This is a genomic window from Hongsoonwoonella zoysiae, from assembly GCF_013266695.1.
Lineage (GTDB): Bacteria > Pseudomonadota > Alphaproteobacteria > Rhizobiales > Stappiaceae > Hongsoonwoonella > Hongsoonwoonella zoysiae.
In genome coordinates, this window is sequence record NZ_JABRXF010000001.1 from 2128731 (window position 1) to 2144036 (window position 15306).

The following is a 15306-nucleotide window of genomic DNA, read 5'->3' on the forward strand; positions in this document are numbered from 1 at the left end:
GTGCCAGGGTGCGTCAAGGAAGTGTGCTCCAGAAGCTTACAGCCCTCGCGGGCCTCTTGAGAACACCAACCGGGTGGACCGCACTTTCGTCTCGATTGCCGCTTGCGCGAAAATACGATCGTCCATCCTTGCCGCATCACCATAGCTAATGACACAATAACACCACCCTAACAAGGATTTGCGGCTGTCCCCGGAAAGAGCAAATGAGCAAAATCAAGGCGAAAATCGGGTCGAAGAGCGCGTCTTCCAAAGCTGCGGCAAAGGGCCCGGCGAAGCGTCCGCAGGCGCGCAGGCTGACGGCCGCACAGCGCTCATGGCTCGAAAGGGGCGTCGATCAGGCGGGAGGAAAGCTTCCGCTGTTCGATGCCGGAGGGCGGGAAATTTCGCATAAAACGATCCGGGCCTGCATCGCCGCAGGCTGGGCAGAGCCTTGGTTTTCCAACCCTATCAAGCCCGACTGGCTCGTCTGCCGGCTAACGGTGGAGGGTTATCGGGCGCTTGGCAAAACGCCTCCCGGCGACCTCTGAAAAACTCTTCAGGCGGACGCGTCCTTCTTGCGAAGCGGGCGTTAACTTTCTTCATTTAAAGTGTTCGTTAACCTTAATAGTTAGAAGTTGAATATTCGCGTTAACCAAAAAATAACTTTCTTGAAAATCTTTTGCGGAAATCACCGCATAAGCGCCTTGCCTTAACTCGAATTTGGGCCCACCGGGCCGACTCTCGTTAATCCCTCGTCGGATCCGGGCGGTATTCGCAGCATCGATACGGCCTGGCAGGACGAGGCATTGGTTAACGGCCGAACTCCGGGGCGAGAGGGGCGAAGGTGGTGAAATGGCGCAAGCAGCGTTCGGCAAGTCTGGCGAAACGGATCCGGTTCGGGATCGGGCTGCGGTCGACCTAGCGCATCTGGCGCGTCACACGCTCGGCAATCGCAGCCTGGAGCGCGAGGTGCTGCGTTTGTTCGTTACCCAGGCGGAAATGGTCCTTGCGCGGCTGGACAATGCCCAACACGCAATGGTGATCCAGGAACAGGCGCATACCATCAAGGGGTCGGCGCGGGGGATCGGGGCGTGGAAGGTGGCGCTGGCGGCCGAGGCCCTGCAAAACGACGCAGCATCGGACACGGAAAGCGCATTGATAGTACTGAGAAAGGCGATCGAGGAGGCGAATGCCTTCATCATCGATCTTCTGGGCGAATGAACGCTTGTCCCGCTTACCGCGCTGAAACGGTCGTCGTCCGCATATTCCGTTTCTTCCCTTGACCTTTTCAGGCGAATGGCTATGTCGGTGGCAGTTTCTGTCTGTTACCTCTTCAAGTCTGCGAGCCCATGCCGAAAATCACATATATCGCGCCCGATGGCACCAAGAGCGAGATCGATGCGCCGGTCGGGTCCACTGTCATGGAAAATGCGGTCAAGAACATGGTCGACGGCATCGAGGCCGAATGCGGCGGCGCCTGCGCTTGTGCCACATGTCATGTCTATGTGGACGATGCCTGGGCCGAGAAGATCGGCACGCCACAGGCGATGGAAGAGGATATGCTCGACTTTGCCTACGATGTGCGCCCGACGTCACGACTGTCGTGCCAGATCAAGGTGAGCGAGGAACTGGACGGCCTTGTCGTACACATTCCGGAACGCCAGGCCTGATACCGAAGCGGCGCTTCATGTGTTGAGTAGCGGATATTCCCGCTCCCACGACGAGATCGTCTTGCCGTAGAGCCGCCATTCCAACCGTTTGATATTCACGAAAGCGTCGACGAAGCGCTCGTTTCGTCGACGTTTTCGTTGGGCAGCTTATTCCGCCGGCGCCGTGGCGGGCCGCCAGGGCAGGGCAACCTCGTTGCCTTCGCGCGGGTCGAGCGGCACGAGGTGGGCGAGGAACAGGCTGATGCCCGCCATGCCGGCGCCGAGCAGAAAGACGGCTGCCGGCGAAACCAGCCAGATCAGGCCGAAGGCGGCCGGAATGAAGACCGCGGCTATATGGTTGATCGTGAAGGCGACGCCCGCGGTCGGCGCGATGTCGGCCGGATCGGCGATCTTCTGGAAGTAGGTCTTCATCGCGATCGCGATTGCGAAGAAGGCGTGATCGATCACATAAAGCGCTGCAGCAAGTGTCGCGTTCGTCACGAACGCATAGGTCGTGAAGACCCCGATCAGGCCGACATATTCAACCATCAGCGCCTTGCGCTCGCCAAAGCGTACGATGAGCTGGCCGATTTTCGGCGCAAGCAGCATGTTGAAGACGCCGTTCAGCAGGAACAGGCCGGCAACCTCGTGAACGTGGTAACCGAAACGCTCCACCATTAGGAAGCCGGCGAAGACGGTGAAGATCTGCCGGCGCGCACCGCCCATGAAGGTGAGGGCGTAATAGAGCCAGTACCGTTTCCTGAGCACCAGTTTCTTGCGCTGAGGCACGCCTTCGCGAAAATGCGGAAAGGCGATGACGAGGAAGCCGACCACGACCAGCGTCAGCGCTCCGGCGATCAGAAATACCGTTTCGAACGTAAGCTGGAAGGTCTGCCAGGCGACGAAAATGATGCCGTAGGCGACGAGTTGTGCGAAAGCGCCGACTGCTATGATCCTGCCCATGCTGGCGGCGGCCGTCGCCTTCGGCAGCCACTGCAGCGAAAGCGACTGGTTCATCGTTTCATAGTAGTGGAAGCCGACCGACATGACGAAGGTCGTGAAATAAAAACCCCACGTGGTTGGAAAATAGCCGGTTGCGGCCACGCCGACCCCGAGAAAAATCAGCGACAGGAAGGCGAGCGTCTGCTCGCGCATGACGAGAAGAAGATAGATCGCGGTGAATGCGAGGAAGCCGGGGATTTCGCGGATCGACTGCTGAATGCCGATCTCGCGGCCGGTGAAGTCCAGTTCGTGGACGGCAAAGTTGTTCATCAGGTTCCACCACGCGGCAAACGAAAGCTGCATGGCGCCTGCCATGATCATCAGCATGACGACGGGCGAACGCCAGCCTTTTGCCTTTGCCGGATCGGCGGAAGCGGTGAAATAGCTCATTGTCTGGTCTTCTTCGGGCAGCCTCGTCGTTCGAGGCGAGGGTTTACGTGTTTGGCCTTATTTACCTCCGGCGTCGATTTGCGTGTTAGCGGCAATATGCCAAATTATGTTGGCGAAACGACAGGAAGAGAGATTCCGCCATGGCGATTACCCGCGCCGAGCGCATTCATCCGGAGCATTTCGAGCGGCCGGACCAGGCTCATCCCGCACCAGTGATTGCCTATGCTTCGGATGACAGGGCAGGTTTCACGAGGGCGCGCCACAGCCACCCGCGCGGCCAACTGCTGCATATCGTGTCGGGAAGCCTGACAGTCCTGACGGATGTCGGGACTTTCGTCGTGCCGCCCGAGCGTGCGGTCTGGATTCCGCCCCATGTCGAACATGAAACGCACTACCCGATCCGCACGGCGCTGAGGACCTTGTATGCCCGCCCGGAGTTCGGCCCCGGGTTGCCGGAGCGGCCCGTCGTCATCCAGGTAACGCCGCTCTTGCGCGAGTTGATCCTGACGTTCATGGAAGCGCCGCGAAACTATGATCCTGCAGGCCCGGTCGGGCGCCTGGTTCGCGTGCTGCTGGACCAGATTTCGCATCTGCCGGTTGCTCCCCTGCAATTGTCGCTGCCGGTTTCCGGGCGCATGAAGGAGATCGCGGAGGCGATCATCAGGCGCCCCTCCAGCATTCCGGCGTTGAGCGAGGCGGCAAAATCCTGCGCCTTGTCGGAGCGTTCCTTCGAGCGCCGCTTTTCGGAAGAAACCGGTTTGAGCTACCGCTCCTGGTGCCGCCAGGCGAAACTTTTCCGGGCGCTTGAACTGCTGGCAAGCGGGCGCAGCGTGGGCGATGTGGCACATATGCTCGGTTACGAAGGGCCGAGTTCCTTCGTCGCCACGTTCCGCAAGTCTTTCGGCGTCACGCCCGGAAGATATTTCCGAGGAGTATAGAGCACGCCCATCTCCGCAAGGACGATGTGGCGTGCTCATTTCTCCTGTCCTGCCACTTGTCTTCCGAGTGCGTTTTCCGCAATCGGGAGATACGCTTCAAGCCGCCCGGATGTCCTGGAAGAACCTGTCGACCAGGGTTTTCAGGCGCGTGGAATCCTGCGCAAGATTTCCCGCGGCGCCAAGCAGCTCTCCAGCGCGGGTCTCGGTAACGGCGAAGCCGGCCGACACCTCCGTGATGCGGGCACTCACATTGCTGGTTCCCTCCGCGGCCTCCGTGACATTACGGGCGATTTCGTTGGTCGCGGCGCCTTGCTCTTCCACCGCAGCGGCGGCGGCGACGGCCGTTTCGTTGATCCGCGAGACGATATCCCCGACCGAGCGGATCGCCGTGGCGGCTTCGCTCGAAACGGCCTGGATCTGCTGGATCTGCGTCTGGATTTCATCCGTCGCCCTGGCGGTCTGCGAAGCCAGTTCCTTCACCTCGGTAGCGACAACCGCAAAGCCTTTTCCGGCTTCTCCGGCGCGTGCGGCCTCGATCGTCGCATTGAGGGCCAGAAGGTTCGTCTGTTCGGCGATATCGCTGATCAGGCTGCTGACCGTGCCGATTTTCTGGGCGGCGGTGACGAGCCCGGTAACGGTCTTGTCTGTCGTGACGGTCAGCTCCTTCGCCTCGCCCGCGATGCGCATTGCGGATGACACGCGTTCGGAGACCTCGCGTATCGAGACCGAAAGCTCGTCGGAAGCGGAAGCGACCGTCTGCACGTTGTTGGTGGTCTGGCTTGCCGTCGCAGCGACATCGCTTGCATTTGCGGAACTTTTTTCCGCTGTCTCGTTCAGCGAGTTGGCCGTGGAGTGAAGGTCTTCGGATGCCTTGGAAACACTGGAGAGGATGCTCTCGAGTTCCTCGGCAAAGCCGTCGATCAGCGAATTCACCTTTTCCGCGCGCCGTTCCCTCGCTGCTTGCTCGCCGGCTTTGTCCTGCTCGAGCGTCAGCCTTTCGACAGCGCTCTCCCTGAACACCTGGACGGTGCCGGCCATCGCGCCGATCTCGTCCCGGCGCGACGTTGCGGGAACCTCGATCTCCAGATTGCCTGAAGCAAGCTCGGTCATGGAATTTTCGAGTTCCTTGAGCGGCTTGAGCACCTGTCGGGCAACAGTGTAGAAGCCAAAACCGATCAACCCGAGCGCCAGAACGCCGATAACCTGGATAAGCGTAATGGAGAAGTTCGACGTCTGACGAGCGTTTTGGGCCTCAGCCTGGGCGACCGATAGCTGCAGGTTGACGAGCTTGCCGACCGGCTCGCCGATGGGATCGATCACCTGGTAAAGCTTGTTGTTGATGAAGGCGACGAGAGCCTCGCTGTCCTCGCGCTCGAAAATTCCGCGCAACTCTTCGATCGCCGACTGTGCCACCCTTGTGGCATCTTCCGTTTTTCCGACGAGCTCTTCTTCCTCCGGCGTCAGAAACGTCGAGGTATAGGCGCGCCATTTTTCATCGATGCGCGCAAGCGCTTCACCAAGGTTCTCGCGTGCCTCGGCCCAGGTCAGGGCGCCGCTGCGGACCTTATGGCTCATATCGACGATATCGACGGCATAATGATCGGAAATGGATTTAAGCTGCTCCAGAGGCACGACACGGTCGGCGACGATGGTATCGATGCTGCGATTGGTGATCACCAGCGCCATATTGCCGATCACACCGATGACGATTACTGCCACCGACATGAGGCCAAGCGCCAGATATAGCCTGAATCGAATAGTCATCCTTGTTTCCACTTCGAATTTTCATGCTGGCTTCGGCATTCGTGATCGACAGAAATGGAGGGCCGGGCGTTTTATTTGAAAACGCCCTCAAGTTTCTCAATCGACGATTGTGGAAAGCCAGACGCCTGAATTTCCTGATCTCTGTGATTTTTCTTCGGGTGACTTTGAAACACTGAACTTCCAGGCAAATCGGCAAGGAAGGGAATTCGTTGAAATGCACCCATTGGTTGCAATTAATTAGGTGCCGCCCGTAAATTTTCCGTTTCGCGAAATCCGGGGCCGCGCATCGAAGACGGCGCCCGATTTCAGGCGCGGGCGGCTCGTCAGTCTTGCAAGGGCCATGCGGCGCACATAGTGTTCACGCCTGAACTGCCAAGCCTGTGAGGATGTTGATGCGCTTTGAAGGAACGGCCGATTATATCGCCACCGAGGATTTGCGGATCGCCGTGAACGCCGCGATCACCCTTGAAAGGCCGCTACTGGTAAAAGGCGAACCTGGAACGGGCAAGACGGTTCTTGCCCAGGAAGTGGCGCGCGCCATTGGTGCTCCGCTCATAGAATGGCATGTCAAATCGACCACCAAGGCGCAGCAGGGCCTTTATGAATATGATGCCGTTTCGCGGCTGCGCGACAGCCAACTGGGTGACGAGCGCGTTCACGACATCAACAATTACATCAAGCGCGGCAAGCTGTGGGAGGCTTTCGTTTCTCCCGAACGCCCGGTCCTCCTGATCGACGAGATCGACAAGGCGGATATCGAGTTTCCGAACGATTTGCTTCTCGAACTCGACCGGATGCAGTTTCACGTCTACGAAACGGGCGAAACGGTTTCCGCGACACGGCGTCCCATCGTCGTGATCACCTCCAACAACGAAAAGGACCTGCCGGACGCCTTTCTAAGGCGGTGTTTTTTTCACTACATCAAGTTTCCGGATGCCGAGACGATGTCCGATATCGTCGATGTGCATTTCCCCGGTATCAAGGAGAGGCTTCTCGGCGAAGCGCTTCGCATTTTCTTCGAAGTGCGCGACGTGCCGGGCCTGAAGAAAAAACCTTCCACCTCGGAACTGCTCGACTGGATCAAGCTGCTTCTCAATGAGGATATCGACGCAAGCCTTCTGAGCGAGCGCGACCCGAAGAAGCTGATACCGCCGCTGCATGGCGCGCTTTTGAAGAACGAGCAGGACGTGCATCTCTTCGAACGGCTGGCGTTCCTGTCGCGCCGGGAAGCGCGCTAGGAATTTTCGGATGCGGCTTTTCCTGAAACTCATTCCTTTCGCTGCCTCGATACTGGCTCTTTTACCGCAGGTGGCGGGTGCGCAGAATGTCTCGCCACTCGACAACGCGCCCCTTGATTCCGGCTGGCAAATCGACCCGTACGGAATGCGTCACTACACGGGCCTAGTCTGCCGTGACCGGCTGGGCATGCTGACCAGGGTGAAGGTTCTTCCCGGCGGCATGGATACGATCGCAGGTTGCATCTATACTACGCCGCAGGGGATCCATGCCGCGCTTCGTTCTCACGCGAAAGGTGCGAGCGCCGGGGTAGCGACGAATTTCGCAAAGCGCTTCTCGGATTCCGGCTTCAAGCGTGTGAAGACGACCGGGGCAACGGCATCCGGGCTCACGTTCGCGACCGGTGAACGAGAAACAGGCACGCGCTGCGAAACGCTATGGCGATTTGCGGGCAAGGAGCGCGACTACACCTTGTGGATGGCCTATACGTTGCCCGTTCAGGAAAGCGAGATCGGCCCGATCGTCGCGACCATCATAGAGGAAATCGCGAAGCGGGACTGACCTGGCCGCTTGTTGATCCTGACGCCTTTTCAAAGGCCTGCTCGGAGGATGCGCCTTGAAAAGACTGCTTTTACTCAGACACGCGAAGTCGGACTGGAGCCGGCGGGAGCGGAGTGATTTCGAGCGCACGCTCAACGACCGTGGCCTTCGGTCTGCACCTTTGATGGGCCGCCATATCGCAAATCACGCGATGGTGCCTGACAAGGTGCTCTGCTCCTCCTCGCGGCGTACGCGGGAAACGCTCGGCCTCATGATGCCCTTTTTCGACCGGGAAATGGATATCAGGCTCCTCCGCAGCCTCTACAATGCTTCCGAAGACGACTATCTGGAGATCATCCGCAAGTTCGGCGGAATGGCGAAAACCCTTATGGTGCTTGGTCACAACCCGGCAATGCAGGAGACGGCATTGAGACTGGCCGGCAACGGCAATCCGGATTTGACGGAGGCGATTTCCGGCAAATTTCCCACCGCGGGTCTCGCGGTCATCGATTTCGAAGCGCCAAGCTGGTCGAAACTGGAGGAAATGAGCGGCAGAGCCGTTGCCTTCTTCCGCCCGAAGGAGATCGAGCGGACCGCGGACAATGAAAACGGGCAGACCTGAAATGACGCAGCCGACCCGCTTGCGGGTACTCCTGCGGCATCCTACATCGAATATCGATATCATCTGACAGAGTAAGCCTTTGGCCCGCCGCCCGTTCCTTGCCCGTGTCGCAGACGAAGCCCGCTATGCGATCGACAATCTGAGCGAGTTCGCGACCGACCTTGCCGTACCGACGGTGCGTCTTGGCGTCACGGGGCTTGCGCGTTCGGGCAAGACGGTTTTCATCACCGCGCTGATCCATAATCTGATGCACGGTGGGCGCCTACCGCTTTTCGACGCGGTTTCGTCTGGAAGGCTTGCGAATGCGATGCTGGAGCCGCAACCGGACGATGATGTTCCGCGCTTCGATGTCGAGGCCCATGTGGCGGCACTCGTCGAAAATCGCGTCTGGCCGGAATCGACGCGCCAGGTTTCCGAGCTTCGCTTGACGATCGAATATGAATCGGCGGAGTTTTTCGCACGTACCTTCGGGCGCGGGCGTCTGCACCTCGATATTGTCGACTATCCTGGCGAGTGGCTGCTCGACCTGCCGCTTCTCGACAAGGATTACAGGGAATTTTCGCGAGATGCCCTCGCTACCGCGACGAAGGAAAACCGGCGCAAACTCGCGGAAGATTATCTCGGCCTGCTCGCCGGTGCCGATCCCGCGGCCGATGCGCTGGAGAGTTCCGCGCGGGAGCTTTCAGCCGCCTATAAGCGCTATCTCGCGGCCTGTCGGGCTGATGAGCACTCATTGTCCATGTTGCCGCCCGGCCGCTTCCTCATGCCGGGCGATCTGGAAGGGTCGCCGGCGCTGACATTCGCGCCGCTCGATCTTGGAGAAAATGCCGCCCCGTTTCGTTCCGGCTCGCTCGCCGCGATGATGGAAAGGCGGTTCGAAGCCTACAAGACTCATGTGGTGAGACCGTTTTTCCGCGATCATTTCGCGCGTCTCGACCGGCAGATCGTGCTCGTGGACGCGTTGCATGCGCTGAATGCCGGTCCATCCGCCGTTGGCGACCTCGAAACGGCGCTGGGCGAGATCCTGACCGCCTTCCGTCCGGGACGTGCTTCCTGGCTTTTTTCCGTACTGTCGCGCCGGATAGACCGCATTCTTTTCGCCGCGACGAAGGCCGATCACCTGAACCGGGTAGATCACGACCGGCTTGAAAATATTCTGGAGCGTCTTGTCGAAAGGGGCGCCCGCCACGCGAAATTTCACGGCGCGGAGGTCGACGTTATGGCAATCGCCGCCGTACGCGCTACCCGCGAGGCGAGCGTGAAGGCGAACGGCGACGCGCTTCCGGCAATCCTCGGCACGCCTTTGCCTGACGAGATCGTCGATGGCGAGACCTACGACGGCGAAACCGAGATTGCCCTGTTTCCGGGCGACCTGCCGGACAATCCGGACGAGCTGTTCACGGAAGATGTAACCTCCAGGCCGGACGTCCGCTTCGTCCGGTTTCGCCCGCCCAAGCTCGAACGCACGGCGGAGGGCATCTCCCTCTCGCTGCCGCACATTCGTCTGGACCGGGCCTTGCAATTCGTGCTCGGAGATCGCCTTTCATGACCGACCCCGAGAATGGCGGTTTTCGCAAGCGTAGCCGCAAGCCGGCCGCGTTTCGCGTCGACGACAGGCGCGTTCATGCGAAGGTGGAAGAGCCGGAGCCATTGGCTCGCGACAGAGCCCCTGTGGCCGGATCTCCGGAAGAAGCCGGGCCGAAAGCGGGTGAGGGACGGCGGTTCGGATGGGGCAAGATTTTTGCCGTCGGAGCGGGGGGGCTTTTGTCGCTCGGTTTCGGTCTGGCGATAGATGCGCTGATCCGCGATCTTTTCACGCGAAACGACTGGCTTGGCTGGGCCGGAGTTGTACTCGCCGGAATGGTGGCGTTAGGGCTTTTCGGTCTTGTCCTGCGAGAAATAGCGGGCCTCCTCCGGCTCAGGCGGATTGACGAGCTTCGCATGACGCTTGCCGGGGCCGCGCAAGATGATGACGAGAAGCGAGCGAGACGGGGGCTCATGGAGCTCATCCAGCTCTATAAGGTCCGTCCCGAAACGGCGGCGGGCCGCAGGCGGCTAAGGGAGCACATGCGCGAGGTGATCGATGGGCGCGATCTCATCACCCTGGCCGAGCGCGATTTGCTGTCCCCTCTGGACCGACGGGCAAAGCGTATCGTGACGGATAGCGCCAAGCGCGTTTCCGTCGTTACCGCGGTCTCGCCGCGCGCCCTCGTCGATCTTCTCATGGTGCTTTACGAGAATTTCCGGCTCATCCGCCGTCTGTCCGATCTTTATGGCGGACGCCCCGGATTCCTCGGCTTCCTGCGGCTTTTCCGAAAAGTGGTGATGCATCTGGCCGTCACCGGCGGGATGGCGGCGGGAGACAGTCTGGTTTCGCAGCTGCTTGGTCACGGCCTTGCGGCAAAGCTCTCGGCGCGCCTCGGTGAAGGTGTCGTAAACGGGCTTTTGACCGCGCGTATCGGCATCGCCGCGATAGACGTCTGCCGCCCGGCGCCCTTCGTCAGCGGGCGCGGCCCCTCCGTTTCCGACGTCACGGCGGAACTTTTCAGGTCAGACCCGGAAGCAAAGGCCTTGCTTGAGGAAGTGGAGCAAGCCGGCGGTAAGGAAGCTTGAGGGCAGGGGCAAGCCGGGATAGTTTGCGCAGATGTTCATTACCTTCTTCGAAGCGCTGAAATCCGCCGGTCTGCCGGTGTCGTTGCGCGAATATCTGACGCTTATGCGCGCGCTTGACGCCGATCTTGCCGAGCGGCGGGTGGAGGATTTTTATTATCTCGCCCGCGCGAGCCTGGTGAAGGACGAGAGCAACCTTGACAAGTTCGACCGCGTTTTCGGCCATGTTTTCAAGGGGCTTGACCTGATGAACGAGGTCGAGACGGCGGAAATCCCGGAAGAATGGCTGAGGAAACTGGCCGAAAAACATTTGAGCGAGGAAGAAAAGGTCGAAATCGAGGCGCTGGGCGGCTGGGACAAGCTGATGGAGACGCTGAAAAAGCGTCTGGAAGAGCAAAAAGGCAGGCACCAGGGCGGTTCCAAGTGGATCGGGACGGCCGGAACCTCGCCTTTCGGGGCCTATGGCTACAACCCGGAAGGCGTCCGCATCGGCCAGGACGAAAGCCGGCACCGGCGGGCGGTAAAGGTTTGGGATAAAAGGGAATTCAAGGATCTGGACGATACCGTCGAGCTGGGAACGCGCAATATCAAGGTGGCCTTGAAAAGACTTCGCAAGTTCGCGCGCGAAGGTGCCGCCGAGGAGCTTGACCTCGACAATACGATCCGGTCGACCGCGCACAAGGGTCTACTCGACATCAAGATGCGGCCGGAGCGCAGGAATACGGTAAAAGTTCTTCTTTTTCTCGATATTGGCGGCTCGATGGACGACCACATCCGCATTTGCGAAGAGTTATTTTCGGCAGCGCGCAGCGAATTCAAGGTGATGGAGCATTTCTACTTTCACAATTGCCTTTATGAATTCGTGTGGAAGGAAAACCATCGCCGGCATTCGCAGCGCATTCCGACATGGGATGTTCTGCACAAGTATCCGCATGATTACAAGATCGTCTTTGTAGGAGACGCTTCGATGAGCCCCTATGAAATCGCCTATCCCGGCGGTTCTGTGGAGCATTGGAACGAAGAGGCGGGAGCGACCTGGCTAAAGCGGGTGGCCGAACTCTATCCGAAAACCGTGTGGCTCAATCCAGTTCGCGATAAACACTGGGATTATACGCAATCCATCCAGATGATCCGCGAACTGATGGGCGAGCGGATGTATCCGCTGACGCTCGAGGGTCTCGAAGAGGCGATGAAGGAGCTCGCCCGCTAAATCGGCGAGAAAGGTGAAAAAAGGGGACGGCAGAATTCTCCGCCGTCCCTGGAAGGTTTTTCAGAAATCCGTTGCCGGATCAGGCCGCGTCGGTCTTGACGACCGGGAAATCGATGTCGGTCTGGGCGACGTGGTTCACGTAGTTCGTGAAGATGTTCGCGACGACATTGGCGATGATCTCGACGATGTCGGCATCGCTGAGGCCGGCTTCACGGGCGGCGGCCAGATCGGCGTCATCGGCGAAGCCGCGCTTGTCGACGATCGCGGCGGCCAGCGTCAGGATCGCCTGGAGGCGCGGGTCGGACGATTTTCCGCGCAGGTGATCGGCCGCGACGTCCGCCTCGACCTTCAGCATGGCGGTCGAGATCGTCGTGTGAGCGGAAGCGCAGTAGTCGCACTTGTTGGCGCCGGCGACGGTCAGGGCGATCGCCTCGCGGGTCTTGATGTCGAAGCTGCCGCCGTTCAGGCCTTCGTTGAACTGCAGGAAGGAGCCGAGGACGGCCGGCTGGTTCGCGACCACACGGTAAAGGTTCGGCACCATGCCGACCTTGCTCTTGATCGCGCCGAAAAGCTCGGCGGCGGGGGCGGATGCGTTTTCGTCAGCGATCTGGGCAATACGAGCCATTGATAATTACCTTCATGTTGCAGACGGCGCGGGGTCTTGGGGGCCCGCCCGGCTTTCGCGTGGGTAAGTGCATTCCGTCGCCGGGTGTTGCCGCCGGCGACGCGCTTACATATAATGTTACGGACCGGTCCGTAAATATCGCGGAGCGGCCTGTCCGTTGAACAATCCGTGAAGGCATTCGTGATGGCGCGCCCCAGAGCATTCGATCCCGAAGACGCACTCTTGAAGATCAAGCAAACGTTCTGGCGCCTTGGCTATGAGGGGACGTCACTTCAGGACATCGAGGGCGCGACGGGCCTGAAAAAGCAGAGCCTTTATCGCCTTTTCGGAGACAAGCGGCAAATGTACCTCGCCGCGCTCGAGCACTACGAGGCGCATGAGGTTCGCAATGCGCTGAAGGCTCTCGAAGGAACCGGGCCGGCTAAAGCCCGCTTCCGTGCGCTCTTCGACGAAATCGTGGAGGGAGCGATCGCGTCCGGCGATCGCCGGGGCTGTTTCCTCTGCAATGCCTGCACGGATCAGGCTCAACTGGACGAAGAGACGCGCAAGTTCGTCCGCCGGCAGCTGGAAGCAGCGCTTGAAACGTTCGAGGAGGTGTTGTCGACAAGCCAGCCTTACGCCGGCGACAGGAGGCTCAGAAAGTCAAAGGCGGCGGGGCTGATGTCCGCCTATTTCGGCCTCAGGGTGCTGATCAAGGGCGATATGCCGGAGAGCGTCCTGCGAGGTGCCGCTGACGCAGCGATAGCTTCAATCGCATCGAATGAGGGTTAAGTCCGAGCACCTTTCCACTCCGGGAAATCTTTGCCGGGTGCAGGGTCAAAAACTGCCGGATCGGCAAAACCGGTCTGTCACGTCTTTCGTTTAACACTTTGTTTTCCATGAAATTCCGCCAGTTCCTCAATTGGCATGGCGATTGCTCATCCATTGGCGACGGGGTGTTCGGTCACTCACGCAGTGCGCGCACTCCACCGTTTTTCTGCAGTCCTTGATCGGAGGATCCAATGGGTGTTTTTGGTGCGCTGAACGCGGCGGTTTCGGGCCTCACGGCCCAGTCTTTCGCGCTTGAGAATATTTCCGGCAATATCGCCAACTCGTCGACTTACGGCTTCAAGCGGCTCGACACGTCTTTTTCGGATTTCGTCGGCGGCGCTGCCGGGTCGGCGACCAGCCAGCGGTCCGGCACGGTTACCGCCCAATCGCGCACGACCAACCATATTGCCGGCGACCCGCTTCAGTTCAATGACGAAGATACCTACATCTCGATCGACGGGCCGGGTTATTTCGTCGTCGCGGAGAGGGTTGGCGACAGCGATGGCCAGCCGGTCTTCGGCGGCAACAATCTCTATACCCGGCGAGGCGATTTCGAGTTCGATAACGCTGGCCGGCTCGTGAACAAAGCCGGCTATTACCTGCAAGGACGCCCGATCGATCCGGAAACCGGAAATATTTCCGCCGGCGTGCCGGAGATCATCCAGGTCGACAACACGCTGATCCCGGCGGTTGCGACAAGCCGCGTCACACTGACCGGCAACCTGCCGAAAACGCCCGACGTTTCACAAACGCCGCTTACATTCTTCGAACCGGCGGACGGGGCGGCGAGCGACAATCCGGCGATAACCGCCGGTACGGCTCTCGGCAAACAATCGATCACCCTGGGCGAACAGACCCAGTTCCTGGAATCGACCGTTGGCGGCGGGGTCATCACCGGCTACACGACGATCGGCGAACCCGTGAATGTTCAGTACCGTTGGGCGAAGACGCAGGATTCGGGCTTTGCATCGACGATTTATGGTTCGGGTAGTACTGATTTGACTGGTACTCCGGGGCCGGATCTTAGTGCATTCGACGCTACTGACTCGGTTACCCTTACCGCCGACAACGGAGATACAGTTACCTATACATTCGATGGAACTGCAACGCAGGCAGTTGCGCTTGAAACCCAATTGAATAATGCGGGTTTTACGGTCGCGCGTACCAGCACTGGCCTAAATATAAGCCGTAGTGATGGACAGCGTTTCACGGTAGAGGGTTCGGATGCTGCTGTTGCATCATTGATAGGATTTACCGGTGCAGTGCCAGCAACTCCGGCTGCAACTCCCGCTGTCGAAGACACCTGGGCGCTTTACTACAACACCAACTCTGACCCGCAGGCGGCGGGTGAACAGATCTGGGCCAAGGCCGGCGATTTCCAGTTCGACGCCAACGGCAACCTAACCTATCCGTCCAACGCCCAGCATACGATTTCGAACCTCACCGTCGACGGGACGAACCTCGGCGACATAACGCTGGATTTCTCCACCGGCCTAACGCAGTTCGATACCGACGATGTCGCCACCCGCTTCAGCCAGAACGGCTTTCCCGCCGGTGAGGTGGTGAACACCGCCATCAACGATTCCGGGCGGCTGGTCGCGACCTATTCCAACGGGCGCCAGCGCGACCTTTACGAAATCACGGTTGTCACCTTCCAGGGCGAAAACAGCCTGTCGCGCGGTGACGGCGGCGTATTCGAGGAAACCGCTGAATCCGGCCCGCCGGTCTTCGGCAACGGCGGCTCCATTCTCGGGCAGACCGTGGAAGGCTCAAACGTCGAAATCGCCGACGAATTCTCCAAGCTGATCGTCACCCAGCAGGCCTACTCCGCCAATACGCGGATCATCACCACGGCCGACGAACTGCTGCAGGAGACGATCAACATCGTTCGATAATCCATGAAGCTCCCGGTGCGGATTAGGGGTTGGACC

Annotated in this window: 15 protein-coding genes; 12 read left to right on the top strand and 3 right to left on the bottom strand. The window is 59.6% G+C overall.

Annotated elements, in window-relative coordinates:
• Nucleotides 1–203 precede the first annotated feature (203 nt).
• The 3 genes from HPQ64_RS09830 (at nt 204) to HPQ64_RS09840 (ending at nt 1649) form a co-directional block, all read left to right on the top strand.
• Nucleotides 204–527 (top strand): hypothetical protein, encoded by a 324-nt coding sequence (locus tag HPQ64_RS09830; protein ID WP_210260146.1) that lies wholly within the window; start codon nt 204–206, stop codon nt 525–527.
• A 304-nt stretch (nt 528–831) separates the two neighbouring features.
• The gene (locus HPQ64_RS09835) at nt 832–1200 is read left to right on the top strand and encodes an Hpt domain-containing protein (protein WP_172888161.1); all 369 of its coding nucleotides are present in this window, start codon (nt 832–834) and stop codon (nt 1198–1200) included.
• A 128-nt stretch (nt 1201–1328) separates the two neighbouring features.
• Nucleotides 1329–1649, top strand: coding sequence for a 2Fe-2S iron-sulfur cluster-binding protein (locus HPQ64_RS09840; protein ID WP_172888162.1), 321 nt, complete (start codon nt 1329–1331; stop codon nt 1647–1649).
• 147 nt (nt 1650–1796) lie between these two features.
• Here HPQ64_RS09840 and HPQ64_RS09845 read toward each other — a convergent pair whose 3' ends face one another.
• Nucleotides 1797–3020: an MFS transporter gene (locus HPQ64_RS09845; RefSeq protein ID WP_172888163.1), complete on the bottom strand. Its 1224-nt coding sequence runs from the start codon at nt 3018–3020 to the stop codon at nt 1797–1799.
• Between the two features lie 140 nt (nt 3021–3160).
• Between HPQ64_RS09845 and HPQ64_RS09850 the strand changes: the two genes are divergently transcribed.
• Nucleotides 3161–3958, top strand: a complete 798-nt coding sequence (locus tag HPQ64_RS09850; protein ID WP_172888164.1) for an AraC family transcriptional regulator — start codon at nt 3161–3163, stop codon at nt 3956–3958.
• A 96-nt stretch (nt 3959–4054) separates the two neighbouring features.
• Here the strand turns inward: HPQ64_RS09850 and HPQ64_RS09855 are convergent, their stop codons facing one another.
• Nucleotides 4055–5722, bottom strand: coding sequence for a methyl-accepting chemotaxis protein (locus HPQ64_RS09855; protein ID WP_172888165.1), 1668 nt, complete (start codon nt 5720–5722; stop codon nt 4055–4057).
• 392 nt (nt 5723–6114) lie between these two features.
• Here HPQ64_RS09855 and HPQ64_RS09860 point away from each other — a divergent pair, with 392 nt between their 5' ends.
• The 6 genes from HPQ64_RS09860 to HPQ64_RS09885 all read left to right on the top strand — a co-directional run bounded on the left by HPQ64_RS09860 (nt 6115) and on the right by HPQ64_RS09885 (nt 11940).
• Nucleotides 6115–6960: an AAA family ATPase gene (locus HPQ64_RS09860; RefSeq protein ID WP_172888166.1), complete on the top strand. Its 846-nt coding sequence runs from the start codon at nt 6115–6117 to the stop codon at nt 6958–6960.
• Nucleotides 6961–6970: 10 nt separating this feature from the next.
• Nucleotides 6971–7519 (top strand): hypothetical protein, encoded by a 549-nt coding sequence (locus HPQ64_RS09865; protein WP_172888167.1) that lies wholly within the window; start codon nt 6971–6973, stop codon nt 7517–7519.
• Nucleotides 7520–7574: 55 nt separating this feature from the next.
• Nucleotides 7575–8120 (top strand): SixA phosphatase family protein, encoded by a 546-nt coding sequence (locus HPQ64_RS09870; RefSeq protein ID WP_172888168.1) that lies wholly within the window; start codon nt 7575–7577, stop codon nt 8118–8120.
• 79 nt (nt 8121–8199) lie between these two features.
• On the top strand, nt 8200–9669 hold the full coding sequence (locus HPQ64_RS09875) for a YcjX family GTP-binding protein (protein ID WP_172888169.1): 1470 nt from the start codon (nt 8200–8202) through the stop codon (nt 9667–9669).
• Nucleotides 9666–10733 carry a YcjF family protein gene (locus tag HPQ64_RS09880; protein ID WP_172888170.1) on the top strand — a complete coding sequence of 356 codons (1068 nt, stop codon included), beginning with the start codon at nt 9666–9668 and terminating at the stop codon, nt 10731–10733. The genes HPQ64_RS09875 and HPQ64_RS09880 overlap by 4 nt, the downstream gene beginning before the upstream one ends.
• Before the next feature lie 31 nt (nt 10734–10764).
• The gene (locus HPQ64_RS09885; RefSeq protein ID WP_172888171.1) at nt 10765–11940 is read left to right on the top strand and encodes a vWA domain-containing protein; all 1176 of its coding nucleotides are present in this window, start codon (nt 10765–10767) and stop codon (nt 11938–11940) included.
• Nucleotides 11941–12019: 79 nt separating this feature from the next.
• Here the strand turns inward: HPQ64_RS09885 and HPQ64_RS09890 are convergent, their stop codons facing one another.
• Nucleotides 12020–12565 (bottom strand): carboxymuconolactone decarboxylase family protein, encoded by a 546-nt coding sequence (locus HPQ64_RS09890; protein ID WP_172888172.1) that lies wholly within the window; start codon nt 12563–12565, stop codon nt 12020–12022.
• Between the two features lie 183 nt (nt 12566–12748).
• Here HPQ64_RS09890 and HPQ64_RS09895 point away from each other — a divergent pair, with 183 nt between their 5' ends.
• Nucleotides 12749–13336, top strand: coding sequence for a TetR/AcrR family transcriptional regulator (locus HPQ64_RS09895; RefSeq protein WP_172888173.1), 588 nt, complete (start codon nt 12749–12751; stop codon nt 13334–13336).
• Nucleotides 13337–13566: 230 nt separating this feature from the next.
• Nucleotides 13567–15270, top strand: coding sequence for a flagellar hook protein FlgE (locus HPQ64_RS09900; protein WP_172888174.1), 1704 nt, complete (start codon nt 13567–13569; stop codon nt 15268–15270).
• Nucleotides 15271–15306: the final 36 nt, after the last annotated feature.